We start from the raw sequence: 25,043 nt of genomic DNA, 5'->3' as shown, positions 1-25,043 counted from the left end.
ACTCGCGCGGCTGAGCCCGAATGACGACAGACAGGATTCCGCGTCCTTCGGGGCGCATCTCCGGCGAAGCCTCGCCCATTCCGGCGAAGCCTCGCCCAGCCCGGCGAAACTCCCGCCCCGCACCGACGGAGGATGTACGGATGTCACTGTTCGTTCCCAGGTTCGACGACTCGGTGGTCGTGCGCGACGCCGCCGCCGAGGTGGTCGACGGCGAGCCCGTCGCCGTACGACTGCTGGCCGACAGCAGCGCCGTCGGCGGCGCGCTGTCCACCGTACGGGTCACCCTGGCGCGCGGCGCCGACGGCGCCCGGCCGCACCTGCACCACAACTCCGCCGAGATGTTCTACGTCCTCGACGGCGCCGCCGACCTGCTCTCCGGCGACGACATCGTCACCGCCGGGCGCGGCGACCTGGTCGTCGTCCCGCCGGACAAGCCGCACGCCTTCGCCGCCGTCCCCGGGAGCACCGCGGACATCCTCATCGTGATCACCCCGGGCGTCGAACGCTTCGAGTACTTCCGCCACCTCCGGCGCATCCGGCTCGGCGAGGCCACCCCGGAGAGCCTGCTGGAGGTGCAGGAGCTGTACGACAACCACTTCCTGCGGAGCGCGGCCTGGGACGGCCGCCGCTGAACCCGCCGCCCGCCCCGGCCACCGGGGGAGCCCGCCCCGGGAAACCGTTTCACAGTCAGTGCGGCGGGCCCCATAGGATTGACCCCAAAACACACACACTCACCCCAGAGGATCGCTGCATGCCTGGCATCACGCGCGAGGAGGTCGCCCACCTCGCCCGGCTGGCGCGTCTGGAGCTGAAACCCGAAGAACTCGATCACTTCGCGGGCCAGCTCGACGACATCATCGGCGCGGTCGCCCGCGTCAGCGAGGTCGCCGACCAAGACGTACCGCCGACCTCGCACCCGCTCCCGCTGACGAACGTCATGCGCGCGGACGAGGTCCGTCCCTCGCTCACCCCCGCGCAGGCGCTCTCCGGCGCCCCGGCCCAGGAGCAGCAGCGTTTCAAGGTGCCGCAGATCCTGGGGGAGGAGTGACCGTGACGGACATCATCAAGCTCACGGCCGCCGAGACCGCCGCGAAGATCGCCTCAGGCGAGCTGACCGCGGTCCAGGTCACCGAGGCCCACCTCGCACGGATCGACGCCGTGGACGAGAAGGTGCACGCCTTCCTGCACGTCGACCGCGACGGCGCGCTGGCCCAGGCCCGCGCCGTCGACGCGAAGCGGGAGCGCGGCGAGAAGCTCGGCCCGCTGGCCGGCGTACCCCTCGCCCTCAAGGACATCTTCACCACCGAGGGCATCCCGACGACCGTCGGATCGAAGATCCTCGAAGGCTGGATCCCGCCGTACGACGCGACGCTCACCAAGCGGCTGAAGGCCGCCGACGTCGTCATCCTCGGCAAGACCAACATGGACGAGTTCGCCATGGGCTCCTCCACCGAGAACAGTGCCTACGGCCCGACCGGCAACCCCTGGGACCTCACCAGGATCCCCGGCGGCTCCGGCGGCGGCTCCAGCGCCGCGCTCGCCTCCTACCAGGCCCCGCTCGCCATCGGCACCGACACCGGCGGCTCCATCCGCCAGCCCGCCTCCGTCACCGGCACGGTCGGTGTGAAGCCGACGTACGGCGCGGTCTCCCGGTACGGCATGGTCGCCTTCTCCTCCTCCCTCGACCAGGGCGGCCCCTGCGCCCGTACGGTCCTGGACGCGGCCCTGCTGCACGAGGTCATCGCCGGGCACGACCCGATGGACTCCACCTCCATCGACGCCCCCGTGCCGCCGGTCGTCGAGGCCGCCCGCAACGGCAGCGTCGCGGGCATGCGCATCGGCGTGGTCAAGCAGTTCCGCGGCGAGGGCTACCAGGCCGGTGTCGTCCAGCGCTTCGAGGAGTCCGTCGAACTGCTGAAGGAGCTGGGCGCCGAGATCGTCGAGCTGGACTGCCCGTCCTTCGACCTCGCCCTGTCGGCGTACTACCTGATCGCGCCGTCCGAGTGCTCCTCCAACCTGGCCCGCTTCGACGGCCTGCGCTACGGCCGCAGGACCGGCGACGACGGGGGCCACTCGGCCGAGGAGGTCACCTCCCTCACCCGTGAGGCGGGTTTCGGCGCCGAGGTCAAGCGCCGCATCATGCTCGGCACGTACGCCCTGTCGAGCGGCTACTACGACGCGTACTACGGCTCCGCGCAGAAGGTCCGCACGCTCATCACGCGCGACTTCGAGAAGGCGTTCGAGCAGGTCGAGGTGATCGTCTCCCCGACGACCCCGACCACCGCCTTCCCGATCGGCGAGCGCGCCGACGACCCGATGGCCATGTACCTCGCCGACCTGTGCACCATCCCGACCAACATGGCGGGCAACGCGGCCATGTCGCTGCCGTGCGGCCTCGCCCCCGAGGACAACCTCCCCGTCGGCCTGCAGATCATCGCGCCGGCGCTGAAGGACGACAGGCTGTACAAGGTCGGCGCCGCCGTCGAGGCCGCCTTCGTGGAAAAGTGGGGGCACCCGCTGCTGGAGGAGGCTCCGTCGCTATGAGCAAGGCACTGTCCAAGGCCAAGGGCTTCAAGAACACCAAGCCCGGTACGTACATGTCCATGGCCACCACCGCGTTCGGCGCGGTCGGCGTCGCCAAGCAGATCAAGAAGGCCCGTGCCGAGCACGACACGCTGCGCCTGATCGACGCCACCGTGTCCGCCGTCGCGATCGTCACCGGCCTCGCCCTCCTCTACCGCGAGCTGAAGCGGCTGGGCGACGACGACGTCCTGCTGGGCTGAGAGGGAAGTTTCACCGTGACCATCACGACCGACCTGGTGTCGTACGAGGACGCGCTGGCGTCGTACGACCCCGTCATGGGCCTCGAAGTCCATGTCGAACTCGGCACCAAGACCAAGATGTTCTGCGGGTGCTCCACCGAGCTGGGCGCCGAGCCCAACTCGCAGACCTGCCCCACCTGCCTCGGCCTGCCCGGCGCGCTCCCGGTCGTCAACGCGACCGGCGTCGAGTCCGCGATCAAGATCGGTCTCGCACTGAACTGCTCGATCGCCGACTGGTGCCGCTTCGCCCGGAAGAACTACTTCTATCCGGACATGCCGAAGAACTTCCAGACCTCCCAGTACGACGAGCCGATCGCCTACGACGGCTACCTCGACGTACAGCTGGAGGACGGCGAGACCTTCCGGGTGCAGATCGAGCGCGCCCACATGGAGGAGGACACCGGCAAGTCGACGCACGTCGGCGGCGCCACGGGCCGTATCCACGGCGCGTCCCACTCCCTGCTGGACTACAACCGCGCGGGCATCCCGCTCATCGAGATCGTCACCAAGCCGATCGTCGGGGCGGGCGAGCGCGCCCCCGAGGTCGCTCGGGCGTACGTCCGTGAGCTGCGCGAGGTCATCAGGGCGCTCGGCGTCTCCGAGGCCCGCATGGAGATGGGCCAGATGCGCTGCGACGTCAACCTGTCGCTGATGCCCAAGGACGCCGACAAGTTCGGCACCCGCTCCGAGACGAAGAACGTCAACTCGCTCAGGTCCGTCGAGCGCGCCGCCCGGTTCGAGATCCAGCGGCACGCGGCCGTGCTGTCGTCCGGCGGCACGATCGTGCAGGAGACCCGGCACTTCCACGAGGACACCGGGTCGACGACCTCGGGCCGGGTGAAGGAGGAGGCCGAGGACTACCGGTACTTCCCGGAGCCCGACCTGGTCCCGGTGGCTCCCGCGCGCGAGTGGGTCGAGGAGATCCGCACCGTGCTGCCCGAGCTGCCGCTGGTCCGCCGCACCCGTCTCCTCGCGGAGTGGGGCATCTCGGTCACCGACATGCAGGCGATCCTCAACGCGGGTGCGCTGGACCCGATCGTCGCCACCATCGACGCGGGTGCCGACGCCGCCTCCGCCCGCAAGTGGTGGATGGGCGAGCTGGCGCGCAGCGCCAACGAGTCCGGGACCGCCCTCGACGAGCTGGCCATCACGCCCGAGCAGGTCGCCCGCGTCACCCGGCTGGTCGCCTCCGGCGATCTGAACGACAAGCTGGCCCGCCAGGTCATCGAGGGCGTCCTCGCGGGCGAGGGCACCCCGGACGAGGTCGTCGACAAGCGCGGCCTGAAGGTCGTCTCCGACGACTCGGCGCTCGGCACGGCCGTCGACGAGGCCATCGCCGGCAACCAGGCCATCGCGGACAAGATCCGCGGCGGCAAGGTGGCCGCGGCGGGCGCCCTGGTCGGCGCGGTCATGAAGGCCACCCGAGGCCAGGCCGACGCGGCCCGCGTCAAGGAACTGATCCTGGAGAAACTGGGCGTCAGCGAAGCCTGATCCCGACCACGCACCACCGCCCCGGGGGACGCGCCACCCCACCCCGTCCCCCGGGGCACCGCACACCCCGGCAGGGACGCGGAAAGCTCCGCGTGACCGGGCCCCCGGTTTTGGGGGCGCGGGGAACTTGCGTGAACGGCCCCTACGCACCCGCACCCGCACTCGCAATCGATTCCTCGGGCCGTACGGCGGGTGGGTGCCCGGACCGGCTGCGCCGTCTTGTCGTGGGTTGGGACGGCCCCGTTTTTGGGGGCGCGGGGAACTGCGCGAACGGTCCCCACGCACCCGTACCCGCAATCGATTCCTCGGGCCGTACGGCGGGTGGGTGCCCGGACCGGCTGCGCCGTCTTGTCGCGGGTTGGGACGGTCCCGGTTTTGGGGGCGCGGGGAACTGCGCGAACGGTCCCTACGCACCCGCACCCGCACTCGCAATCGATTCCTCAGGTCGCACGGCGGAAAGGCGCCCACCGGCTCCCGTCACGGGTACAGCCGAGGCGGAGGACGCGCGCGGACGTCGTAGCGGTTGCTGCGCGGGTAACGCGGACGGGTCAGACGCTCACTCAGGTCGCCGGAAGAGTTCTGAGCGGTGATGTCGATGCCGGACATCGGTGAACGGGCTCCTTGTGCCGTAAGAACGCGAATTCATCCGGGAATTGGGTGCGGAGGAGCTCGGTCGGAGCGTCGAACAATGCACCTGCTCCGGTCTGCGGCGATGAGCCGGCCGCCCTGTCGGCACCAACGCCCGCGACGGTAGCGGTCGCCACGGCTCGCCGCATTCGGATTCCGTGCGTGCGGCATGCGGATTGCGTGCGAAAGTTCCCGGTTTTCATCTCTTGTGAGTAAGCCCACGAATCCGACAAAGGATCACTTTCAACTGCCAGAGTGTCCCTCGATTGCTCAGGTTTTCTTTCCTGGCTGTTCATCTTATCGAGGATTTATCCCGGTCAAAGATGCTGAAATACCCCTGGGAGCAGGCACGTGGCTGCACTTGCGCGTTGGTGTGTCCGGCACCGTCTGGTCGCCGTCCTGCTCTGGCTGTTCGCCTTCGGCGGTGTCACCGCCGCCGCCGCGGTCACCGGCTCCGCGTACACCGACGACTACACGGTCCCCGGCACCGAATCGGGCCGCGCCACCCAGCTGTTGGCCAAGGGGTTCCCGGGCCTGGGCGGCGACAGTGACACCGTTGTCTGGGAGGCGTCCGGCGGTGTCCGCGCGGCCGCCGTGGAGCAGACGATGAACGACACCCTCCACAAGATCGCGGACCTGCCCGGGGTGTCCTCCGTGACCAGCCCCTACGACGGCCAGGGCAACGGGCAGATCAGCCGGGACGGCCGGATCGCGTACGCCGCCGTCACCTTCGCCCAACCGGTCGAGAAGATCGGCAAGGCCGAGGCCCAGGCGGTCGTCCGCACCGCCAAGTCGGCCGACGCGGACGGACTGCGCGTCGAGTTGGGCGGCAGCGCCATCGGGCTCACCGAGTCGTCGGACGAGCACTACGCCGAGGCGGTCGGCGTGGCCGTCGCCGCCGTCGTACTGTTCCTCGCCTTCGGTTCGCCGGCCGCCTCCCTGCTGCCCATCGCCACCGCCCTGGTCGGTGTGGGCACCGCGTACGCCGCCATCGGGCTGCTCAGCCACGCCATGACCGTCGCCGCGTTCGCCCCGATGCTCGGCATGCTCATCGGGCTCGGCGTCGGCATCGACTACGCGCTGTTCATCGTCACCCGGCACCGGCGCGGACTGAAACGCGGCCTCACCGTCACCGAGGCCGCCACCAACGCCGTCACCACCACCGGCCGCGCGGTCCTGTTCGCGGGCGCCACCGTGTGCATCGCCCTGCTGGGCCTGCTGAGCCTGCGGCTGAATTTCCTCAACGGCGTCGCCGTCGCGGCCTCGATGACCGTCGTCCTCACCGTCGCGGCATCCGTGACCCTGCTCCCCGCCCTGCTGTCCTTCATCGGCGACCGTGCGCTGAGCCGCCGCGAACGGCAGCGGCTGGCCGAACAAGGACCGCAACCGGAACTGCCCACCGGCCTCGCCGCCCGCTGGTCCGTGTTCGTCGAACGCCATCCCAGACTGCTCGGCTCGATCGCGCTGGCCGTCATCGCCCTGGTCGCACTGCCCACCCTCGCCCTCCACCTCGGCACCTCCGACCAGGGGAACGACCCCAGAACCTCGACCACCCGGCAGGCGTACGACCTGCTCGCCGAGGGCTTCGGACCCGGCGTCAACGGACCGTTGACCCTGGTGGCCCACGTCGACAGCGCCGAGGACAAGCTCGCGCTCGACAACCTCGACACCACCCTGCGCACCACCCCGGGCGTCGCCTCCGCGACTCCGGCGCGCTACGACACCGGCGGCGACACCGCGTACCTCACCGTCGTACCCGACTCCGCGCCGCAGTCGCGCCAGACCAGCGACCTCGTCGACCGGCTGCGCGACGACGTCCTCCCGCGCGCGGAGACGGGCACCTCGCTCGACGTGTACGTCGGCGGGGTGACCGCGAGCTACGACGACTTCGCCAATGTGATCGTCGGCAAGCTGCCGCTCTTCGTCGGTGTCGTCATCGGGCTGGGCTTCGTGCTGCTGATGCTCGCCTTCCGGTCGATCGGCATTCCGCTGAAGGCGGCCGTGATGAACATCGCCGCCGTCGCGGGCGCCTTCGGGGTCGTCGTCGCGGTCTTCCAGTGGGGCTGGGGCAGCGAAGCGCTCGGGCTCGGCCGAGCCGGACCGATCGAACCCTTCCTCCCCGTGATCATGGTCTCGGTGCTGTTCGGGCTCTCCATGGACTACCAGGTCTTCCTGGTCAGCCGGATCTACGAGGAGTGGCTGGAGACGGGCGACAACCGGCGTGCCGTCCGGGTCGGCCTCGCCGAGACCAGCCGCGTGATCAATTCCGCGGCCGTCATCATGATCTCGGTGTTCCTCGCGTTCGTGCTCAGCGGCGACCGGGTGATCGCCATGTGCGGCCTGGGGCTGGCCGCCGCCGTCGCGCTCGACGCGTTCGTCCTGCGGACCCTGCTGGTACCGGCCCTGATGCACCTCCTCGGCGACGCCAACTGGTGGCTGCCGGGCTGGCTCGACCGGCGCCTGCCCCGGATCAGCATCGAACCGCCCGAGTGCCGCGCCGCTCACGACCGGCTCCGCGACGTCGTGGTGGAACTGGCGGAGCACCGACAGGATGTACGTGACAACCCCGGGTGAGCACGGCCCGGCGCCGCGGACCCCCGAAACCCGGTGTGCCGGGGCACGGCGCCGCACGCGCGCGTACCGTTCGGGACGATCTTTAAGGAACTTCTCAGACAGCGTCCGTAGCGTGCGGGGCATGGGAACGAAGACAGGCGACGAGGCCGCGGTCGACACCGAGGCCAAGCACGACGAGGCCAAGAAGGACGAGGCCGAGAACCAGGAAGGGAAGGACAGCGGGGCCGCTGCCGCCGACCGGGCCGAGGAGACCACCGGGACCTCCGCGGAGGAGGCCGGGCCGGCTGCGGGCGAAGCGCCGAAGGACGCGGCTGAGGACCCGGCGGACACGGCTGACGACGACGTCGATGACGCTGCCGACGGGCCGGTCGGGGAGACGGCACAGGACGACGGTCCGTCCGGTGTCGGCCAGGGCGCCGGAGCCGTCGTCTCCGCCGTACTGGGCGTCGTCTCGCTGACCGGCGGCTGGATCGGCACCGTGGCCTCCGCCCGCGAGACACTGATCGGCCAGTTGCAGACCTCGTCGTCCGCGAGCGTCGCCACACAGGTCAAGGAGGTCTACGGCGACGCCTGGCAGACCACCGCCCTGTGGGCCGGCGCGTTCGCGCTGGCCGCGCTGATCGTCGGCGTCGTCGTGCTCGCCCGGCCCGCGTTCGGTGCCCCGGGCAGGCCCCAGGTCGGCTGGATCAAGTCGGTCGCCTGGGCCGGTGTCTCGCTCGGCGTCATCGGACTGCTGCTGGCCGTCCTCAAGTACTCCGACGTGATACTCGGACTGCCCTCGACCAGCTGAACCGCCTCATCCGGCAGGGGCCTTGGGAACCCGTAAGCACCTCACGGGACGCCTAAGGCCCCTTACGCGTGTCCGCAGCCCGCCACCCGCCGCAAGATGCGGAACCCTCCCGATGCGACGCACCCTCCTGGCCGTCGAGTGTGGAGGCATCGCCACGAGCGATCCCGACACCTGACACCAGACACTCCGACTTCCGAGGGACGCGTCATGATCCAGTACGAACTCCACTTGCTCCGCTCCACCGAACTGCGCCGCCGGGCCGCGGACGCACGCCTCGCCCGCGCGGCGCTGGACCAACGCCGCGCAGCCCGCCGCGAGGCCACGGCCCGCCGCCGCGGCGACGGCCGCGAGGCCCCTTCCGCTACGGATACGGATACGGATATGGATATGGATATGGAGAGCCCAGGCCGCCACCGGCTTCCCCGCGCCGCGTGAACGCGCCGGCGGGGAGGGCGGCCGGAGCACCGGAGCCGGCCACTCGCTCCCCGGCCGCCCCATCCCTGGCGGCCCCGTCCCTGGCCCCCGGCCCCCTTTCCTTCCCTTTCCTACCCGTCACCCCTTTCCTCCCCGCAGCACCTCTCTTCCCCGCAGGGATCTCCTCCCCGCAGGGATCTCCTCTCCGCAGAAACCGGACACCGTGCTGTCAGACCGCCGTGCGATGCTCGAACCCGTGGAGACCAGGTCCGTCAGCCCCGTCTTCGTCGGGCGCGCAGAAGAACTGCACACGTTGAACGACGCCCTCGCCCGTGCCGCCGCGGGCGAGCCCCAGGCGCTGCTGGTCGGCGGCGAGGCGGGGGTCGGCAAGACCCGGCTGATCGAGGAGTTCGCCGCCGCCGCGGGCCGCCGGGGCGCCGTCGTCGCGCTCGGCGGCTGCGTCGAGATCGGCGCGGACGGACTGCCGTTCGCCCCGTTCTCCACCGCGCTGCGCGCCCTGCGCCGCGCCCTGCCGGGCGAACTGGACGAGGCCGCCGCGGGCCGCGAGGAGGACCTGGCCCGGCTCCTGCCCGAACTGGGTGAGGCCGCCCCGGCCCGTGCCACCGGACGGCCCGACGAGGAGGGCCTGGCCCGCCTCTTCGAACTCACCGCCCGCCTGCTGGAACGGCTCGCCGCCGACCGCACGGTCGTCCTCGTCCTGGAGGACCTGCACTGGGCCGACGCCTCCACCCGCCATCTGCTGTCCTACCTGCTGCGCACCCTGCGCGCCGGCCGGCTCGTCGTCCTCGCCAGCTACCGCAGCGACGACATCCACCGCCGCCACCCGCTGCGCCCCCTGCTCGCCGAACTCGACCGGCTGCGCACCCTCCGCCGTATCGAACTCGACCGTTTCAACCGCGAGGAGGTCGGCCGTCAGATCGCCGGCATCCTCGCCGCCCAGCCGGACCCCGCCCGCGTCGACGAGATCTTCGAACGCTCCGACGGCAACGCCTTCTTCGTCGAGGAACTCGCGGTCGCCGCCCGCTCCGGCTGCCGCACCGGCCTCACCGACTCCCTGCGCGACCTGCTCCTGGTCCGCGTGGAGGCGCTGCCCGAGACCGCCCAGCGGGTGGTGCGGATGGTCGCCGAGGGCCGCTCCACGGTCGCGTACCCGCTCCTCGCCGCCGCCACCGGACTGGCCGAGGACGATCTCATCGAGGCCCTGCGCGCCGCCGTGAACGCCGGCATCCTGCTCGCCGCCCCCGTCGGCGACGGCTTCCGCTTCCGCCACTCCCTGGTCCACGAAGCCGTCGCCGACGACCTGCTGCCCGGCGAGCGCTCCCGACTCAACCGCCGCTACGCCGAAACCATCGAGAGCGACCCGGCGCTCGTCCCCGCCGACGAGCGCGTCATGCTGCTGGCCAGCCACTGGTACCACGCCCATGACCCCGCCAAGGCCCTGCCCGCCGTCCTGGACGCCTCCGTCGCCGCCCGCCGCCGGTACGCCTACAGCGAGCAACTGCGCCTCCTGGAGCGGGCGATGGAACTCTGGGACACCGCTCCCGCCCCGGTCCGGTCCGCGCTGCGCCCCGTGGACTGCGTGGCGGTCTACCCGTCCTGCGACCCCGGCACCCCGCTGCGCTACCTCGACCTGATGGCGGAGGCCGTCCTCGCCGGACGGATGTGCGGGGAGCGCGAGCGCGCCCTGAAGATCACCAGACGGGCGCTGCACCTCCTGGAGGACGAGGACGACCCGCTGCGCGCCGCCTGGTTCTGGACCCAGCGCTCCACCCTCGTCCAGGCACTGGGACGCGGCGACGGACGGCACGAACTGGCCACCGCCCAGGAGTTGGTACGCGGGCTGCCGCCCTCGGAGGTGCATGCCGATGTACTGGCCAGCGTCGCCAACTGGTGGATGATGAACGAACCGGGCCCACAGGCCCTCGCCGCCGCCGAACAGGCCGTCGAGTACGCCCGCATGGTCGACGCCCGCGAGATCGAACTGGACGCGCGCATCACCCTCGGCGTCCTCAGGGTCGACGCGGGAGACATCGAGGCGGGCCTCGCCGAGATGCAGCGGGTCAAGGACCGGTCCGTCCAGGAGGACCACACCCATGTCGCGGCCCGAGCGTACGTGAACCTCCCCGCCGAACTCGAAGCGGTCGGCCGCTCCCGGGAGGCCGCCCCCATCCTGGAGGAGGGGAGCGACTACACCCGGAAGTTCGGCCTGCTCGGCTCCGAAGCCCGGGTGTGGGCCAACCTCGCCGAAACCCTGTACGCCCTCGGCAACTGGCCCGAGGCAGCCACCGCCGCCGCGAACGCCACCCGCCGCGGCCCCAGCGCCAGGCCCCTGGGCTCGGCCGCCCTGTCCCTGGCCCGTCTCGCCCTGGGCCGCGGCGACCTGGCCGAGGCGGCCGGCCGGCTCGCCGCCGCCCGCGGCCACTTCGGCAGCCACGACATCCCACCCCAGCACTGGCTGCCGCTGGCCCATGTCGCCGTCGGCGTCGCCGCCGCGCAGGGCCGTCTGCTCGACGCCCGCGACGAACTGCGTGGGGCCCTGGACGCCGGAGTTCCACCGGGCACCCAGCGCCATGCCTGGCCGCTGCTCCAGGCCGCCGCCACCGCGGAGGCTGACGCCCGCACCCTGCCCGAGGCACAGCCCGGCCGGGCCGACGCGCTCGACCGCATCGCCGCCGCGGCCAAGAAGCTCACCACCGGCGCACCCGTCTGGCTCGCCCACGCGTCATGGGTCCGTGCCGAACTACGGCGTGCCGCGGGCGCGGACACCCCCGACCTCTGGTCCGAGGCGGTCACCGCCTTCGAGTCCCTGGACCGCCCCTACGACCTGGCCCGCGTCCGCCACCGGCTCGCCGCCGCCCTGCTGTCCTGCGGCAACGCACGTCCGGGAGACACCACCGCGGGCGGGGCCGACGAGCGGGACCGCGCCACGGAACTGCTCCGGCTGGCCGGAACCGTCGCCGACCACCTCGGCGCCCGCCCGCTCGCCGACTCGGTCGCACTCCTCGCCCAGCGCGCCCGTCTCACCCTGACCTGCGCCCCGCAGCGGACGCCGGCCGATCCGGTCGAGGCGCTCGGCCTCACCAGCCGGGAACGCGACGTGCTCCGCCTGGTCGCCGACGGCCGCACCAACCGGCAGATAGCCGAGGAACTTTTCATCTCCCCGAAGACCGCGAGCGTCCACGTCTCCAACATTCTGGGAAAGCTCGGTGTCTCGGGCCGTGGGGAGGCCGCGGCGGTGGCGCACCGGCTCGGCCTGTTCCCCACCGAGACGCTCACTGCCGGACCGGGAAGCTGAGATCTACGCTGGAGAAAAGCCGTACGGGGGAGAAAGCGGGGGAGAGACCATGTTCAATGCCTTCGAGGAACTGTTCGCGCCCGGCCGCAAACACACCCGGGACGAAGAGAACCGGCTTGAACTGACCCGCGAGGACGTCGGCGACAACGATCCCGGACGGGGCCCCATCGATCTGTCGTCCGGAAAGGCGGTCATACGCCTGCCGGCAACAGCGCCGGCGCCCGCGCAGGACGAGGCCCAGCCGCCCGTCGACGACGTATGACACCTCCGCTGCCACCTCCGCCCACCTGACCTCCAGCGCTCACCTGACCTCCAGCTCCAGGATCCGGTCGTCCCCCGACTTCTGCGTCCCTCTGCCGTCCGTGTTGCTCGTGACCAGCCACAGCTTGTCGCCGCCCGCCGCGACCACCGTGCGCAGTCGGCCGTAGGTTCCGGTGAGGAACGCCGCGGGCTTCGCCGCCGCCTCGGTGCCCTTCAGCGGGATGCGCCACAGGCGCTCGCCTTTGAGCCCGGCCATCCAGATGACGCCGTTCACATAGGCGATGCCGCTGGGGGAGGCGACGTCCGTGTGCCACTGGGCTATGGGGTTGTGGAACCGCTTGTCGGACGACGTGCCCTCGGCATCCGGCCAGCCGTAGTTGTCACCGGGCTTGATCGCGTTCAGCTCGTCCCAGGTGTCCTGGCCGAACTCCGAGGCGAACAAGCGCTGTTCGTCGTCCCAGGCGAGGCCCTGCACATTGCGGTGGCCGTAGGTGTACACGACGGAGTCCGGGAACGGGTTGCCCGGGGCGGGTTCGCCCTCCGGGGTCATGCGCAGGATCTTGCCGCCCAGGGACTTCCTGTCCTGGGACAGGCCCTTCGTGCCGCTCTCGCCCGTGCCCGCGTAGAGCATGCCGTCGGGGCCGAAGGCGATACGGCCACCGTTGTGGATGAAGCCCTTGGGGATGCCCTTGAAGACCGTGTCCGGCGCGCCGAGTTGTTCACCGGACGGCTTGCCCGCGTCGTAGAGCATGCGGACGATCCGGTTGTCCGAGGCCGAGGTGAAATACGCGTAGACCATGTGGTCGGCGGCGTAGTCGGGGGAGAGGGCGATGCCAAGGAGGCCGCCCTCGCCGTCCGGGGAGACGCCGGAGACCTTGCCCAGCTGGGTCTGCCTGCCCGTCTCCTCGTCGACTCTGGTGATCGTCCCCTCGTCCCGCGAGGAGACGAGCAGCCCGCCGTCGGGCAGGGGCGCGAGGCCCCACGGCGACTTCAGCCCCTCCGTGACGGTCCGCACCACCTTCACCGAGCCCTTCGCGGGCGGCGCCGACTCGGTCGAGGACGCGGACGGGGCGGCGCTGGAGGCCGTCCCCCGCGCCGTCGTACTCCCGTCCGTGCCCGGTGGGCCGCTCCAGTCGGAGGAGCAGCCGGCCGTCAGCAGGAGTGCGGTGGCGGCCAGCACGGCTGTCACAGCTCGACGTTGCACGATCAAGGTCCCTTCGACGCGGCGGTTGCGGCGGCGGCTTCTGTATCTCATACACCGCTCGCGCCCGCCGAGTTCCCATCCCGGCGCACCGAACTCCATGATCCCCGCCGGGAGCTGGGGGAGATACGGAGCGACGAGCCCGACGAGCCCGACGAGCCCGACAAGGGCGACGAGGGCGACAAGCGGTCCGACGCGTCGGCGGCCCTCAGTCCCAGGACCCCACCGCCGCGGGGAGCTGGGCCAGATCCTTCAGGTCCTGGGCGGTCAGGGCCAGCGACGGCGCCTCCGCGTTCTCCGTCACCCAGCGCTCCCGCTTGGCACCCGGCACCGCGATCACGTGCCGGCCCTGCGCCAGGACCCAGGCCAGGGCCACCTGGGCCGGCGTGACCTGCTCGCCGTGCCGCCGGGCGACCCGGCGCAGCCCGGCGACGATGGGCTGGTTGGCGGCCATCATCTCGGCCGTGAAGCGCGGATGGCGGGCCCGGACGTCGTCCGGTTCGAAGCCCTCGCCCGGGGTCAGCGTGCCGCTCAGGAAGCCGTTGCCGAGCGGCATCGCGGCGAGGAGGCCCACGCCGTGCGCCGCGCACCACGGCAGCAGCGCGTCCAGCGCCTCGCGCGACCACACCGACAGCTCCGCCTGCACCGCGCTCACCGGGAACACCTGCTGGACGCGCCGGAGCTGCCGCAGGGTCGCGTCGTGCAGCCCCGCACCCGAGCGGCGCCCGCCGCGCGCACCCACCGCGCACAGGCCCAGCGCGCGGACCTTGCCGGCCCGTACCAGCTCCGCCATCGCACCCCACGTCTCCTCGACCGGCACCTCCGGATCGGCGCGGTGGAGCTGGTACAGGTCGATCACGTCGGTCTGCAGCCGGCGCAGCGACGCGTCGCACGCCCGCCGCACATACCCCGGGCGGCCGTTGGCCACGATGTGCTGCTCGCCCACCAGCAGACCGACCTTGGTCGACACGAACGCGTCGGCGCGCCGCTCCTTCAGCACCCGGCCGATCAGCAGCTCGTTGGTGAACGGCCCGTACATGTCGGCCGTGTCCAGGAGCGTGGAACCGAGGTCCAGGGCCCGGTGCACCGCCCTCACCGATTCGTCCCCACGCTGCCGCGACCCGCTGTACGCCCAGCTCATCGGCATACAGCCGAGTCCGACGGCCCCCGCCGCGAGCGCCCCCGCGCCGATCGTCCTGCGCTCCACCTGCTCGTGAACCTCCCTCTCGGGCCCCCAACCTAACCCCTGCCTCTCCCGAGCCTGACATAGCCTCGGGACCATGACTGCAGACGTATGGCTGCCCATCCCGCCAAAGGAGATCGAAGGGCTTCCCGACGGGCCCGACTACCTGTTCTGGAACGGGGAGGAGAAGTTCCCCGCGGACCCGGCCGACTGCGCCTTCTACGTCGTTCCCTACATGCAGCCCAGCGACCTGTGCGTCCGCCCGATGCGGGACATGAGCACCGTGCGGGTAGTGCAGACGATGTCCGCGGGCACCGACCACGTGCAGCCGGGCCTGACGCACCTGCGTCCGGGCGTCCGGCTGTGCAACGCGCGCGGGGTGCACGAGGCGAGCACGAGCGAGCTGACGCTGGCGCTGATCCTCGCTTCGCTGCGCGGCGTCCCGGACTTCGTGCGCCGCCAGGACAGAGGGGAGTGGCGCGGCGGGTTCCACCCGGCCCTGGCCGACAAGACGGTGCTCATAGTCGGTTACGGAGCCATCGGCGCGGCCATCGAGGACCGGCTCGCGCCCTTCGAACTCGCGCGGGTGGCGCGCGTTGCGCGCTCCGGGCGCACCGCGGAGCGCGGTCCGGTGCATCCGCTCACCGAACTGCCCGCTCTGCTGCCGGAGGCGGACGTCGTGATTCTCTCCACGCCTCTGAGCGAGACCACACGGGGCCTCGTCAACGCCGACTTCCTCGCCCGGATGAAGGACGGGGCACTGCTGGTGAACGTCGCCCGCGGCCCCGTCGTCGACACCGGGGCGCTGCTCGCGGCGCTGGAGAGCGGCCGCATCACCGCCGCCCTGGACGTGACGGACCCCGAACCGCTGCCGCCGGGCCACCCCCTGTGGCAGGCGCCCGGTGTGCTGATCAGCCCGCATGTGGGCGGCGCCACGTCGGCTTTCCTGCCGCGCGCCAAGCGGCTGCTGAGGGACCAGTTGACCCGCTTCGTGAACCAGGAGCCGCTGCGCAACGTGATCCTCACGACGGGCTCCGCGGACTCCACGGGCCCCGTCGGCTCCACCGACTCCGCGCGCGGGACGGCCGACGTAGCAGACACGTAATCCGTTTCCGGTACGCTCCGCAGTTTTCCGGACGCGAGGGGTACCCGAATCTCACTGTTCGTCACTGAGCGTAGAGAGGCTATGTCCCTGAGTGACGAGACTGGTGTATCGTCCCGACAGGGGCTGCGCCGCGCACCGTTCGGCGCCGGGGATGGACATTTCAGAGATGTGAGGGGGGCGACGGGCGATGCACGGCCTATGGACGAACGATCCGACGCGGCGGGGCCGCCGACGACCCTGGCGCACGGCGGCGCACAGACGCGGCCACCACACCAGCCATCACCGCAGGCACAGCGGGCGCAGAAGGCTTGTCCACCCGGACCCCCGGGACCCGGGAACGGTACGGATCCGGAGGGTCCGGTGACCTCGCCGCCCACGGTGACGACCACCACCCTGCCCAGGTCGCTGCGGGCGCAGCGACCGGCAGGGGCGCCGCTGCCCCGTCCGCCTGCCGTCGGCGGCGGGACCAGCATGGTCCATCAGCTCGTTCTGGCCCTGTTGTGCGCGGGCTACGCCGTCGGTTCCGCGCTCGACTGGGGTTCGAGCGAGATCGCGCTGATCATGGGTGACTTCGGGTTGGCCGCGGCGGCGGGCACCGCCGCGGTCTCATGTCTGTTCTACGCCCGCAGCCACCGTGTCCGCTTTCGGCCCGCCTGGCTGCTGTTCGCCCTCTCCTCGGCGATGGTGGCTTTCGGCAACGCGGTCTGGGGGTGGTACGAGGTCGTGCTGCGCCGGCCCATGCCCAGCCCCAGCTTCGCCGACCTGTTCTTCCTGTGCTTCGCGCCGCCCGCGATCGTGGGCCTGCTGGTCCTCGCCAAGCGGCCGGTGACGAGAGCGGGCTGGATCTGCCTGGCGCTGGATGCCTGGCTGATCGGCGGTTCGCTGCTCACCCTGTCGTGGAGCCTCGCGCTGGCGCAGGCCGCCAGGTTCGACGGGCCGAGCGTCGCGCACACGGCGCTGTCGCTGGCGTACCCGCTCCTCGACATCGCCCTGGTCAGCATGGTGCTCGCGCTGCACTTCCGGCGATCACCGGGCAACCGCACGGCGGTGAACACGGCGATCGGCGCGCTCGCCCTGACCGTGATGTGCGACGCGCTGTTCACCTCGCCGCTGCTGCACAGCAGTTACCGCTCCGGGCAACTGCTCGACGCGGGCTGGTTCGCCGGGTCGCTGCTGCTCGCCTACGCGCCCTGGGCGGCAGCCCCGCGCCATGGCGGGCCGGAGCCCGAGCGGGCCCGTGGCGACACCCACGCGCGCGTGGGCGATCCGTACCCGCCGGGGCAGCGGGTCCCCGGCCACCCGTACCCGCCCTTACCCGGTCAGGGTGGCGAGCACAGTCGGTATCCGGCCGGCCGGCCGCTCACCGGCTCCCTGGCCGCACTCACTCCGTACCTGGCCGCGGCCGTGTGCACCCTGGGCATCCTGTACAACGTCCTCAACGGCCGCAGCCCCGATCACGTGGTGCTGGTGACGGCCGGGTGCGTGGTGCTCGCGCTCGTCGTGCGGCAGGGCATCATGCTGCTCGACAACATCACCCTCACCCACGAGCTGGCGCAGAAGGAGAACCACTTCCGCTCCCTGGTGCAGGGGTCGAGCGACGTGATCATGATCGCCGCGCCCAGCGGAACCCTCCGGTACGTCTCCCCGGCCGCGGCCGGGGTCTACGGACGATCGGCGGAGGACCTGATGGGCAACGAACTCGCCATGATCATCCATCCGGACGACCTGGGCTGCGTGGTGCACGAGGTGCGCCGGTTCCTCGCCGCCAGTCCCCTCGAAGAACCCACCACCCGCATCGAGTGCCGTTTCAGTTCCGGCGACGGCGGCTGGCTCAATGTCGAGTCGACCGTCAACCGCCACCACGGCGGCCTCATCTTCAACAGCCGCGACGTGACCGAAAGAGTGCGCCTACAGGCACAGCTGCAGCACAACGCGGAACACGACCCGCTCACCGACCTGCCCAACCGCGCGCTGTTCACGCGGCGCGTGCAGCAGGCGCTGTCCGGTCGCCGTGTCTCCGACCGCGGCGCGGCCCTGCACGGAACGGCGGTGCTCTTCATCGACCTCGACGGCTTCAAGGCCGTCAACGACACGATCGGACACCAGGCCGGGGACGAACTGCTGATCCAGGCGGCCCGCAGACTCCAGGAGGCGGTCCGGCAGGGAGACACCGCCTCCCGGCTGGGCGGCGACGAGTTCGCGGCCCTGATCATCGGGGACGGCACCCGGGACCCCGGCGCCCGGGAGCACGACATCCTGGAGCTGGCGGACCGCCTGCGGGTCACCCTCTCGCAGCCCTATCTGATCGACGGCAACGATGTCCGGGTCAACGCCTCCATCGGCGTCGCGTTCGCCGAACCGGGCCTCGGCGCGGGCGAACTGCTGCGCAACGCCGACCTGGCGATGTACCGCGCCAAGTCGGCCGGAAAGGGCCGGGTCGAGCTGTACAGGCCGCAGATGCAGCAGGACGTCGTACGGAAGGCGGAGCTGGCCACCCGGCTGCGCGCCGCGCTGCACGACGGCGAGTTCACGCTGCTGCACCAGCCGGTGGTGTGCCTGGGCAGCGGCCGGGTCATCTCCGCCTCGGCCCAGGCGCGCTGGCGCTCCTCCCAGGGAGTGCTGTTCACACCGGCCGAGTTCCTGCGGGTGGCGGAGGACAGCGACCGGACCTCGGAACTGGACCGCTGGGTCCTGGAGGAGGCGGTGACCCGGGCCGCGGAGCGGGCGGCCACCGGACTCGCCGTACCCGTGGCGGTGCGGATGTCCGCGCGGCGGCTGCTGGACCGGTCGCTGCCGCTCGGTTCCGTGGAGGCCCTGCTGACCCGGCACGGGCTGCCCTCGGGATCCCTGCTGATCGAGCTGGCGGACACCGATCCCGGGGTCAGCGTGGACGAGCTGGAGCGCCGGCTCGGGGCCCTCAGACGGCTGGGCGTGCGGATCGCGCTGGACGGCCTCGGCAACGGCTACGCGGCGATCACGGCCCTGCGCAGACTCCCCGTCGACGTGCTGAAACTCGACCGCAGCCTGGTCGAGGGCGTCGTCGAGTCCGCGCGGCTGTACAAGATCACCAGCGGGCTGCTGCGGATCGCCACCGACCTCGGGCTGCAGTCCGTGGCCGAGGGTGTGGACCATCCGGAGCAGGTCGTGGCCCTGCGCGCCATGGGCTGCACCCATGGGCAGGGCCTGGCCTTCGCCGAGCCGCTGGACGAGTTCCGGCTGCGCAGGGCGCTCGGATCCGGCTCCTACCCGGTGCCGCACGGACCGGCCGAACCGGTCTTCGCGGGCGCCCTGCGCGAGCCGCAGGGTGTCGGCCTGGAGAGCGGGGGAGCGCTCAGACCCGACGGGCTGAGCACGGTCGTGACCTCGACCCCGGCGGTCGCGCCGCGGGGGTGAACGAGCCGTGGGGAGGCGGGCGCACGTGTGTGCGCGGGTGTACGCAGAACGTGCGCCCGCCTCCCCCGGAGGAGTACGGGTCCTCGCTCACATGCTGAGACTCCCGTCCACGTACTTGACACGTGGTGCGTGCCGGGGGGAGGGTCGGTGCCATGCGCACCCGAATCCTCGTACTTGGACAGCGCGTCGGCTGAACTGGGATCCACCGGAGACATCCGGAACCCCCAGCGACCTCACCGGCGCGCTCCCCTCGCTTGCCTTACGGCACGAGGGGTTTTTTGTTGCACGGGCACCTGCCGTGCAGCAGACCAAAACCGTACAAACTTCGCAAAAAACCCTCAGCATCGAGAAGAGATTGCCGATGACCGAGCAGGCCACCGGGGCCCATCATCCGCAGCCGCGGCCCCGTTCCGGAGGACATCAGTCCGCGACCGTCGAGCACGTCACGGGCGCGCAGTCCCTCATCCGCTCGCTTGAGGAGGTCGGGGCCGACACCGTGTTCGGCATCCCCGGCGGTGCGATCCTGCCCGCCTACGACCCGCTGATGGACTCCACCCGGGTCCGCCACGTGCTGGTCCGCCACGAGCAGGGAGCCGGACACGCGGCCACGGGGTACGCGCAGGCGACCGGCAAGGTCGGCGTCTGCATGGCCACCTCGGGTCCGGGCGCCACCAACCTGGTCACGCCCATCGCGGACGCCAACATGGACTCCGTGCCGCTGGTCGCGATCACCGGCCAGGTCGCCTCCAAGGCGATCGGCACGGACGCCTTCCAGGAGGCGGACATCGTCGGCATCACCATGCCGATCACCAAGCACAACTTCCTGGTCACCAAGGCGGAGGACATCCCGCGGGTGATCGCGGAGGCGTTCCACATCGCCGCCACCGGCCGGCCCGGCCCGGTCCTGGTCGACATCGCCAAGGACGCCCTCCAGGCGCAGACCACCTTCTCCTGGCCGCCGGTCATGGACCTGCCCGGCTACCGCCCGGTGACCAAGCCGCACGCCAAGCAGATCCGTGAGGCGGCCAAGCTGATCACCGCCGCCCGGCGGCCCGTCCTCTACGTCGGCGGCGGCGTCGTCAAGGCCCAGGCCACCGCCGAGCTGAAGGTCCTCGCGGAACTGACCGGAGCGCCCGTCACCACCACCCTGATGGCGCTCGGCGCGTTCCCCGACAGCCACCCCCAGCACGTGGGCATGCCGGGCATGCACGGTGCGGTCACCGCCGTCACCGCGCTCCAGAAGGCCGACCTGATCGTCGCCCTCGGCGCCCGCTTCGACGACCGCGTCACGGGCAAGCTGGACAGCTTCGCCCCGCACGCCAAGATCGTCCACGCCGACATCGACCCCGCGGAGATCGGCAAGAACCGCGCCGCCGACGTGCCGATCGTCGGGGACGCCCGCGAGGTCATCGCCGACCTGGTCCAGGCCGTGCAGAAGGAGCACAGCGAGGGCCACGCGGGTGACTGCACCGCCTGGTGGAACGACCTCAACCGGTGGCGCGAGACCTACCCCCTCGGCTACGACCAGCCCGCCGACGGCTCGCTCTCCCCGCAGCAGGTCATCGAGCGCATCGGACAGCTGGCACCCGAGGGAACGATCTTCGCCGCGGGCGTCGGCCAGCATCAGATGTGGGCGGCCCACTTCATCCAGTACGACCAGCCCGCCGGCTGGCTGAACTCCGGCGGCGCCGGAACGATGGGCTACGCGGTGCCGGCCGCGATGGGCGCCAAGGCCGGCCGGCCCGAGCGCCCGGTCTGGGCGATCGACGGCGACGGCTGCTTCCAGATGACCAATCAGGAACTGACCACCTGCGCCCTGAACGACATCCCGATCAAGGTCGCCATCATCAACAACGGCGCCCTCGGGATGGTCCGCCAGTGGCAGACGCTGTTCTACAACCAGCGCTACTCCAACACCGTCCTGCACTCCGGTCCGGGCGCGACGGGCAAGGAGCCGAGCAGCGGCACCCGCGTCCCCGACTTCGTGAAGCTGTCGGAGGCCATGGGCTGCTACGCGATCCGGTGCGAGTCCCCGGAGGACCTGGACAAGGCCATCGAGGAGGCGAACTCGGTCAACGACCGTCCGGTCGTCGTCGACTTCATCGTCCACGAGGACGCGATGGTCTGGCCGATGGTCGCCGCCGGCACCTCCAACGACGAGATCATGGCCGCCCGGGACGTCCGCCCGGACTTCGGCGACAACGAAGACGACTGAGCGAGGAAGACCAGACATGTCCAAGCACACGCTCTCCGTCCTGGTGGAGAACACGCCGGGCACCCTCACCCGGATCGCCGCCCTGTTCTCCCGCCGCGGCTTCAACATCGACTCGCTCGCGGTCGGCGTCACCGAACACCCCGACATCTCCCGCATCACCATCGTCGTGGGGGTCGAGGACCTGCCGCTGGAGCAGGTGACCAAGCAGCTCAACAAGCTCGTCAACGTCCTGAAGATCGTCGAACTGGAGCCGACCCAGGCCGTCCAGCGGGAACTCGTGCTGGTGAAGGTGCGCGCCGACAACGAGACGCGCTCGCAGATCGTCGAGATCGTCCAGTTGTTCCGCGCCAAGACCGTCGACGTCTCCCCGGAGGCCGTGACCATCGAGGCCACCGGCTCCGGCGAGAAGCTGACGGCCATGCTCAAGATGCTGGAGCCGTTCGGCATCAAGGAACTGGTCCAGTCCGGCACCATCGCCATCGGGCGCGGCGCCCGCTCGATCACCGACCGCTCGCTGCGCGCCCTCGACCGGTCGGCGTGACCGGGTGACCGGCCCGGTCCTCGACCGGGCCGGCCCAACGGCGCATTCGGGTGGTCGGGTGACACCGGCCGCCCGTATGCCGAGACCCCGAACCGTCCCATCCCCCCACCGTCATACGGTGGGAGCAACACCTGCACACCAAGGAGAGAACCCAAAGTGGCCGAGCTGTTCTACGACGCTGACGCCGACCTGTCCATCATCCAGGGCCGCAAGGTCGCGGTCATCGGCTACGGCAGCCAGGGCCACGCGCACGCCCTGTCGCTGCGCGACTCGGGTGTCGACGTCCGGGTCGGCCTGCACGAGGGCTCCAAGTCCAAGGCGAAGGCCGAGGAGCAGGGCCTGCGCGTGGTGACGCCGGCGGAGGCCGCCGCCGAGGCCGACGTCATCATGATCCTGGTGCCGGACCCGATCCAGGGCCAGGTCTACGAGGAGTCCATCGCGCCGAACCTGAAGGACGGCGACGCGCTGTTCTTCGGCCACGGCTTCAACATCCGCTTCGGCTTCATCAAGCCCCCGGCCGGCGTGGACGTCTGCATGGTCGCCCCGAAGGGCCCGGGTCACCTGGTGCGCCGCCAGTACGAGGAGGGCCGCGGCGTCCCCTGCATCGTGGCCGTCGAGCAGGACGCCTCCGGAAGCGGCTTCGCGCTGGCCCTGTCGTACGCCAAGGGCATCGGCGGCACCCGCGCGGGCGTCATCAAGACGACCTTCACCGAGGAGACCGAGACCGACCTGTTCGGTGAGCAGGCCGTGCTCTGCGGCGGAACCTCCGCGCTGGTCAAGGCGGGCTTCGAGACCCTGGTCGAGGCGGGCTACCAGCCGGAGATCGCCTACTTCGAGTGCCTGCACGAGCTGAAGCTGATCGTGGACCTCATGTACGAGGGCGGCCTGGAGAAGATGCGCTGGTCCGTCTCCGAGACCGCCGAATGGGGCGACTACGTCACCGGTCCGCGGATCATCACCGACGCCACCCGCGCCGAGATGAAGAAGGTCCTGGCCGAGATCCAGGACGGCTCGTTCGCCCAGAACTGGATGGACGAGTACCACGGCGGCCTGAAGAAGTACAACGAGTACAAGAAGCAGGACGCCGAGAACCTGCTCGCGACCACGGGCAGCGAACTGCGCAAGCTGATGAGCTGGGTGAACGACGAGGAGTAGGTCTCACGCACGGGGCCGGGGCGGACCGCTCCGGCCCCGTCGTCCATCCCGTCCGGCCCCGGACGGGTGATCCTTCCGCAGGGGCGCGGAGCAGACCTGGTCTCGCTACTACACTGCTGCACAACAACGCGTCGGGCCCACAGCGTCGTGCGTCTTCCGCGGCTAGCCCCCCTCCTCCGCCTGCGGCCGTCGGGACGGCCGTCCGCACGCTCCCCCCTAGCTCTCAACGCATGGGAGGTGCCCCCAGACTTGTGAGGACCTCACGTGAGCTCGAAACCTGTCGTACTCATCGCCGAAGAGTTGTCGCCCGCGACCGTGGACGCGCTCGGCCCCGACTTCGAGATCCGTCACTGCAACGGCGCGGACCGAGCCGAGCTGATCCCCGCCATCGCTGACGTGGACGCGATCCTGATCCGCTCCGCCACCAAGGTCGACGCCGAGGCCATCGCCGCCGCGCACAAGCTGAAGGTCGTCGCACGAGCCGGTGTCGGCCTGGACAACGTGGACGTCTCCGCCGCCACCAAGGCGGGCGTGATGGTCGTCAACGCGCCCACGTCCAACATCGTCACCGCGGCCGAGCTGGCCTGCGGCCTGATCCTCGCCACTGCCCGCAACATCCCGCAGGCCAACGCCGCGCTGAAGAACGGCGAGTGGAAGCGCAGCAAGTACACCGGTGTCGAGCTGGCCGAGAAGACCCTGGGTGTCGTGGGTCTGGGCCGCATCGGCGCGCTCGTCGCGCAGCGGATGTCCGCTTTCGGGATGAAGGTCGTCGCCTACGACCCCTACATCCAGCCCGCCCGTGCCGCCCAGATGGGCGTCAGGGTGCTCTCCCTGGACGAGCTGCTCGAAGTGTCCGACTTCATCACCGTGCACCTGCCGAAGACCCCCGAGACCCTGGGGCTCATCGGCGAGGAGGCGCTGCACAAGGTCAAGCCGACCGTGCGCATCGTCAACGCGGCGCGCGGCGGCATCGTCGACGAGGAGGCGCTGTACGCGGCGCTGAAGGAGGGCCGGGTGGCCGGCGCCGGCCTCGACGTGTACTCCAAGGAGCCGTGCACGGACTCCCCGCTGTTCCAGTTCGACCAGGTCGTCTCCACCCCGCACCTCGGCGCCTCCACCGACGAGGCCCAGGAGAAGGCGGGCATCGCGGTCGCCAAGTCGGTGCGGCTGGCCCTCGCCGGTGAGCTGGTCCCGGACGCGGTGAACGTGCAGGGCGGGGTCATCGCCGAGGACGTCAAGCCGGGCCTGCCGCTCGCCGAGCGCCTCGGCCGGATCTTCACCGCGCTCGCGGGCGAGGTCGCCGTCCGGCTCGACGTCGAGGTGTACGGCGAGATCACCCAGCACGACGTGAAGGTCCTGGAGCTGAGCGCCCTCAAGGGCGTCTTCGAGGACGTCGTCGCCGAGACGGTGTCGTACGTGAACGCGCCGCTGTTCGCCCAGGAGCGGGGCGTCGAGGTGCGGCTGACGACCAGCTCCGAGTCGACGGACCACCGCAACGTCGTCACCGTGCGCGGCACCCTCGCGGACGGTGAGGAGGTGTCGGTCTCCGGCACGCTGGCCGGCCCGAAGAACGTCCAGAAGATCGTCGCCGTCGGTGAGTACGACGTCGACCTCGCGCTCGCCGACCACATGGTGGTGCTGCGCTACGAGGACCGTCCGGGTGTCGTGGGCACCGTCGGCCGGATCCTCGGCGAGGCGGGCATCAACATCGCCGGGATGCAGGTGTCCCGGGCGGGCGTCGGCGGGGCGGCGCTGGCCGTGCTCACCGTGGACGACACGGTCGCGCCGGGTGTGCTGACCGAGCTGGCCGAGGAGATCGGGGCCACGTCGGCCCGGTCCGTGAACCTGGCCTGAGCCGCCCGATCCCGGGGCCCGTGCCCCGGGGGAAGAACCGTTCGCGGGAGCCGGACCTGGCTCCGCGGCAGGCGCCGGGCGGGCCGACCGAGTGGTCGGCC

Annotated in this window: 19 protein-coding genes; 16 read left to right on the top strand and 3 right to left on the bottom strand. The window is 71.2% G+C overall.

Annotated features, from left to right (window positions below; translation table 11 throughout):
* The first annotated feature begins 140 nt into the window (after positions 1-140).
* The 5 genes from ACFC09_RS26645 (at position 141) to gatB (ending at position 4,313) form a co-directional block, all read left to right on the top strand.
* On the top strand, positions 141-632 hold the full coding sequence (locus ACFC09_RS26645; protein WP_376532787.1) for a cupin domain-containing protein: 492 nt from the start codon (positions 141-143) through the stop codon (positions 630-632).
* Positions 633-751: 119 nt separating this feature from the next.
* The gene (gatC, locus tag ACFC09_RS26640; protein WP_360958720.1) at positions 752-1,048 is read left to right on the top strand and encodes an Asp-tRNA(Asn)/Glu-tRNA(Gln) amidotransferase subunit GatC; all 297 of its coding nucleotides are present in this window, start codon (positions 752-754) and stop codon (positions 1,046-1,048) included.
* A 2-nt stretch (positions 1,049-1,050) separates the two neighbouring features.
* The gene (gatA, locus tag ACFC09_RS26635) at positions 1,051-2,544 is read left to right on the top strand and encodes an Asp-tRNA(Asn)/Glu-tRNA(Gln) amidotransferase subunit GatA (RefSeq protein WP_376532784.1); all 1,494 of its coding nucleotides are present in this window, start codon (positions 1,051-1,053) and stop codon (positions 2,542-2,544) included.
* Positions 2,541-2,783: a hypothetical protein gene (locus ACFC09_RS26630; protein WP_376532782.1), complete on the top strand. Its 243-nt coding sequence runs from the start codon at positions 2,541-2,543 to the stop codon at positions 2,781-2,783. Before gatA ends, ACFC09_RS26630 begins: the two co-directional genes overlap by 4 nt.
* A gap of 15 nt (positions 2,784-2,798) precedes the next feature.
* Positions 2,799-4,313, top strand: coding sequence for an Asp-tRNA(Asn)/Glu-tRNA(Gln) amidotransferase subunit GatB (gatB, locus tag ACFC09_RS26625; protein ID WP_376532780.1), 1,515 nt, complete (start codon positions 2,799-2,801; stop codon positions 4,311-4,313).
* 477 nt (positions 4,314-4,790) lie between these two features.
* Here gatB and ACFC09_RS26620 read toward each other — a convergent pair whose 3' ends face one another.
* On the bottom strand, positions 4,791-4,919 hold the full coding sequence (locus ACFC09_RS26620) for a hypothetical protein (RefSeq protein WP_376532778.1): 129 nt from the start codon (positions 4,917-4,919) through the stop codon (positions 4,791-4,793).
* Positions 4,920-5,291: 372 nt separating this feature from the next.
* Between ACFC09_RS26620 and ACFC09_RS26615 the strand changes: the two genes are divergently transcribed.
* From ACFC09_RS26615 to ACFC09_RS26595, 5 genes are all read left to right on the top strand, one after another.
* Positions 5,292-7,514 carry an MMPL family transporter gene (locus ACFC09_RS26615; RefSeq protein WP_376532776.1) on the top strand — a complete coding sequence of 741 codons (2,223 nt, stop codon included), beginning with the start codon at positions 5,292-5,294 and terminating at the stop codon, positions 7,512-7,514.
* 121 nt (positions 7,515-7,635) lie between these two features.
* Positions 7,636-8,304 carry a hypothetical protein gene (locus ACFC09_RS26610; protein ID WP_376532774.1) on the top strand — a complete coding sequence of 223 codons (669 nt, stop codon included), beginning with the start codon at positions 7,636-7,638 and terminating at the stop codon, positions 8,302-8,304.
* Positions 8,305-8,511: 207 nt separating this feature from the next.
* Positions 8,512-8,739: a hypothetical protein gene (locus tag ACFC09_RS26605; protein ID WP_376532772.1), complete on the top strand. Its 228-nt coding sequence runs from the start codon at positions 8,512-8,514 to the stop codon at positions 8,737-8,739.
* Between the two features lie 223 nt (positions 8,740-8,962).
* Positions 8,963-12,034, top strand: a complete 3,072-nt coding sequence (locus tag ACFC09_RS26600) for an AAA family ATPase (RefSeq protein ID WP_376532770.1) — start codon at positions 8,963-8,965, stop codon at positions 12,032-12,034.
* A gap of 49 nt (positions 12,035-12,083) precedes the next feature.
* A complete protein-coding gene (locus ACFC09_RS26595) occupies positions 12,084-12,296 on the top strand; it encodes a DUF6191 domain-containing protein (RefSeq protein WP_376532768.1) in 213 nt (70 codons plus the stop codon).
* A 39-nt stretch (positions 12,297-12,335) separates the two neighbouring features.
* Here ACFC09_RS26595 and ACFC09_RS26590 read toward each other — a convergent pair whose 3' ends face one another.
* Together ACFC09_RS26590 and ACFC09_RS26585 are read right to left on the bottom strand one after the other, a co-directional pair.
* The gene (locus tag ACFC09_RS26590; RefSeq protein ID WP_376532766.1) at positions 12,336-13,484 is read right to left on the bottom strand and encodes a PQQ-dependent sugar dehydrogenase; all 1,149 of its coding nucleotides are present in this window, start codon (positions 13,482-13,484) and stop codon (positions 12,336-12,338) included.
* A 220-nt stretch (positions 13,485-13,704) separates the two neighbouring features.
* Positions 13,705-14,703 carry an aldo/keto reductase gene (locus ACFC09_RS26585; RefSeq protein WP_376532764.1) on the bottom strand — a complete coding sequence of 333 codons (999 nt, stop codon included), beginning with the start codon at positions 14,701-14,703 and terminating at the stop codon, positions 13,705-13,707.
* A 73-nt stretch (positions 14,704-14,776) separates the two neighbouring features.
* Between ACFC09_RS26585 and ACFC09_RS26580 the strand changes: the two genes are divergently transcribed.
* The 6 genes from ACFC09_RS26580 to serA all read left to right on the top strand — a co-directional run bounded on the left by ACFC09_RS26580 (position 14,777) and on the right by serA (position 24,942).
* Entirely contained in the window at positions 14,777-15,784 is a 1,008-nt protein-coding gene (locus ACFC09_RS26580; protein ID WP_376532762.1) for a 2-hydroxyacid dehydrogenase, read from the top strand.
* A 360-nt stretch (positions 15,785-16,144) separates the two neighbouring features.
* Positions 16,145-19,177 carry a putative bifunctional diguanylate cyclase/phosphodiesterase gene (locus tag ACFC09_RS26575; RefSeq protein WP_376532760.1) on the top strand — a complete coding sequence of 1,011 codons (3,033 nt, stop codon included), beginning with the start codon at positions 16,145-16,147 and terminating at the stop codon, positions 19,175-19,177.
* 361 nt (positions 19,178-19,538) lie between these two features.
* Positions 19,539-21,392, top strand: a complete 1,854-nt coding sequence (locus ACFC09_RS26570) for an acetolactate synthase large subunit (protein WP_376532758.1) — start codon at positions 19,539-19,541, stop codon at positions 21,390-21,392.
* Positions 21,393-21,408: 16 nt separating this feature from the next.
* Entirely contained in the window at positions 21,409-21,933 is a 525-nt protein-coding gene (gene ilvN, locus ACFC09_RS26565) for an acetolactate synthase small subunit (protein WP_376532756.1), read from the top strand.
* A 156-nt stretch (positions 21,934-22,089) separates the two neighbouring features.
* Positions 22,090-23,088, top strand: a complete 999-nt coding sequence (gene ilvC, locus ACFC09_RS26560) for a ketol-acid reductoisomerase (protein WP_376532754.1) — start codon at positions 22,090-22,092, stop codon at positions 23,086-23,088.
* Positions 23,089-23,352: 264 nt separating this feature from the next.
* The gene (gene serA / locus ACFC09_RS26555; RefSeq protein ID WP_376532752.1) at positions 23,353-24,942 is read left to right on the top strand and encodes a phosphoglycerate dehydrogenase; all 1,590 of its coding nucleotides are present in this window, start codon (positions 23,353-23,355) and stop codon (positions 24,940-24,942) included.
* Positions 24,943-25,043 lie beyond the last annotated feature (101 nt).

The sequence above is a fragment of the Streptomyces sp. NPDC056161 genome (assembly GCF_042268025.1).
Classification (GTDB): Bacteria; Actinomycetota; Actinomycetes; order Streptomycetales; family Streptomycetaceae; genus Streptomyces.
This window is presented reverse-complemented; position numbering and strand designations above follow the sequence as displayed.

What these genes read in the sequence shown, in the direction of transcription:
- ACFC09_RS26645 (WP_376532787.1), top strand. Translation starts at nt 141, where the DNA reads ATGTCACTGTTCGTTCCCAGGTTCGACGACTCGGTGGTCGTGCGCGAC.
- gatC (WP_360958720.1), top strand. Translation starts at nt 752, where the DNA reads ATGCCTGGCATCACGCGCGAGGAGGTCGCCCACCTCGCCCGGCTGGCG.
- ACFC09_RS26630 (WP_376532782.1), top strand. Translation starts at nt 2,541, where the DNA reads ATGAGCAAGGCACTGTCCAAGGCCAAGGGCTTCAAGAACACCAAGCCC.
- ACFC09_RS26620 (WP_376532778.1), bottom strand. Translation starts at nt 4,919, where the DNA reads ATGTCCGGCATCGACATCACCGCTCAGAACTCTTCCGGCGACCTGAGT.
- ACFC09_RS26610 (WP_376532774.1), top strand. Translation starts at nt 7,636, where the DNA reads ATGGGAACGAAGACAGGCGACGAGGCCGCGGTCGACACCGAGGCCAAG.
- ACFC09_RS26605 (WP_376532772.1), top strand. Translation starts at nt 8,512, where the DNA reads ATGATCCAGTACGAACTCCACTTGCTCCGCTCCACCGAACTGCGCCGC.
- ACFC09_RS26600 (WP_376532770.1), top strand. Translation starts at nt 8,963, where the DNA reads ATGCTCGAACCCGTGGAGACCAGGTCCGTCAGCCCCGTCTTCGTCGGG.
- ACFC09_RS26595 (WP_376532768.1), top strand. Translation starts at nt 12,084, where the DNA reads ATGTTCAATGCCTTCGAGGAACTGTTCGCGCCCGGCCGCAAACACACC.
- ACFC09_RS26580 (WP_376532762.1), top strand. Translation starts at nt 14,777, where the DNA reads ATGACTGCAGACGTATGGCTGCCCATCCCGCCAAAGGAGATCGAAGGG.
- ACFC09_RS26570 (WP_376532758.1), top strand. Translation starts at nt 19,539, where the DNA reads ATGACCGAGCAGGCCACCGGGGCCCATCATCCGCAGCCGCGGCCCCGT.
- ilvN (WP_376532756.1), top strand. Translation starts at nt 21,409, where the DNA reads ATGTCCAAGCACACGCTCTCCGTCCTGGTGGAGAACACGCCGGGCACC.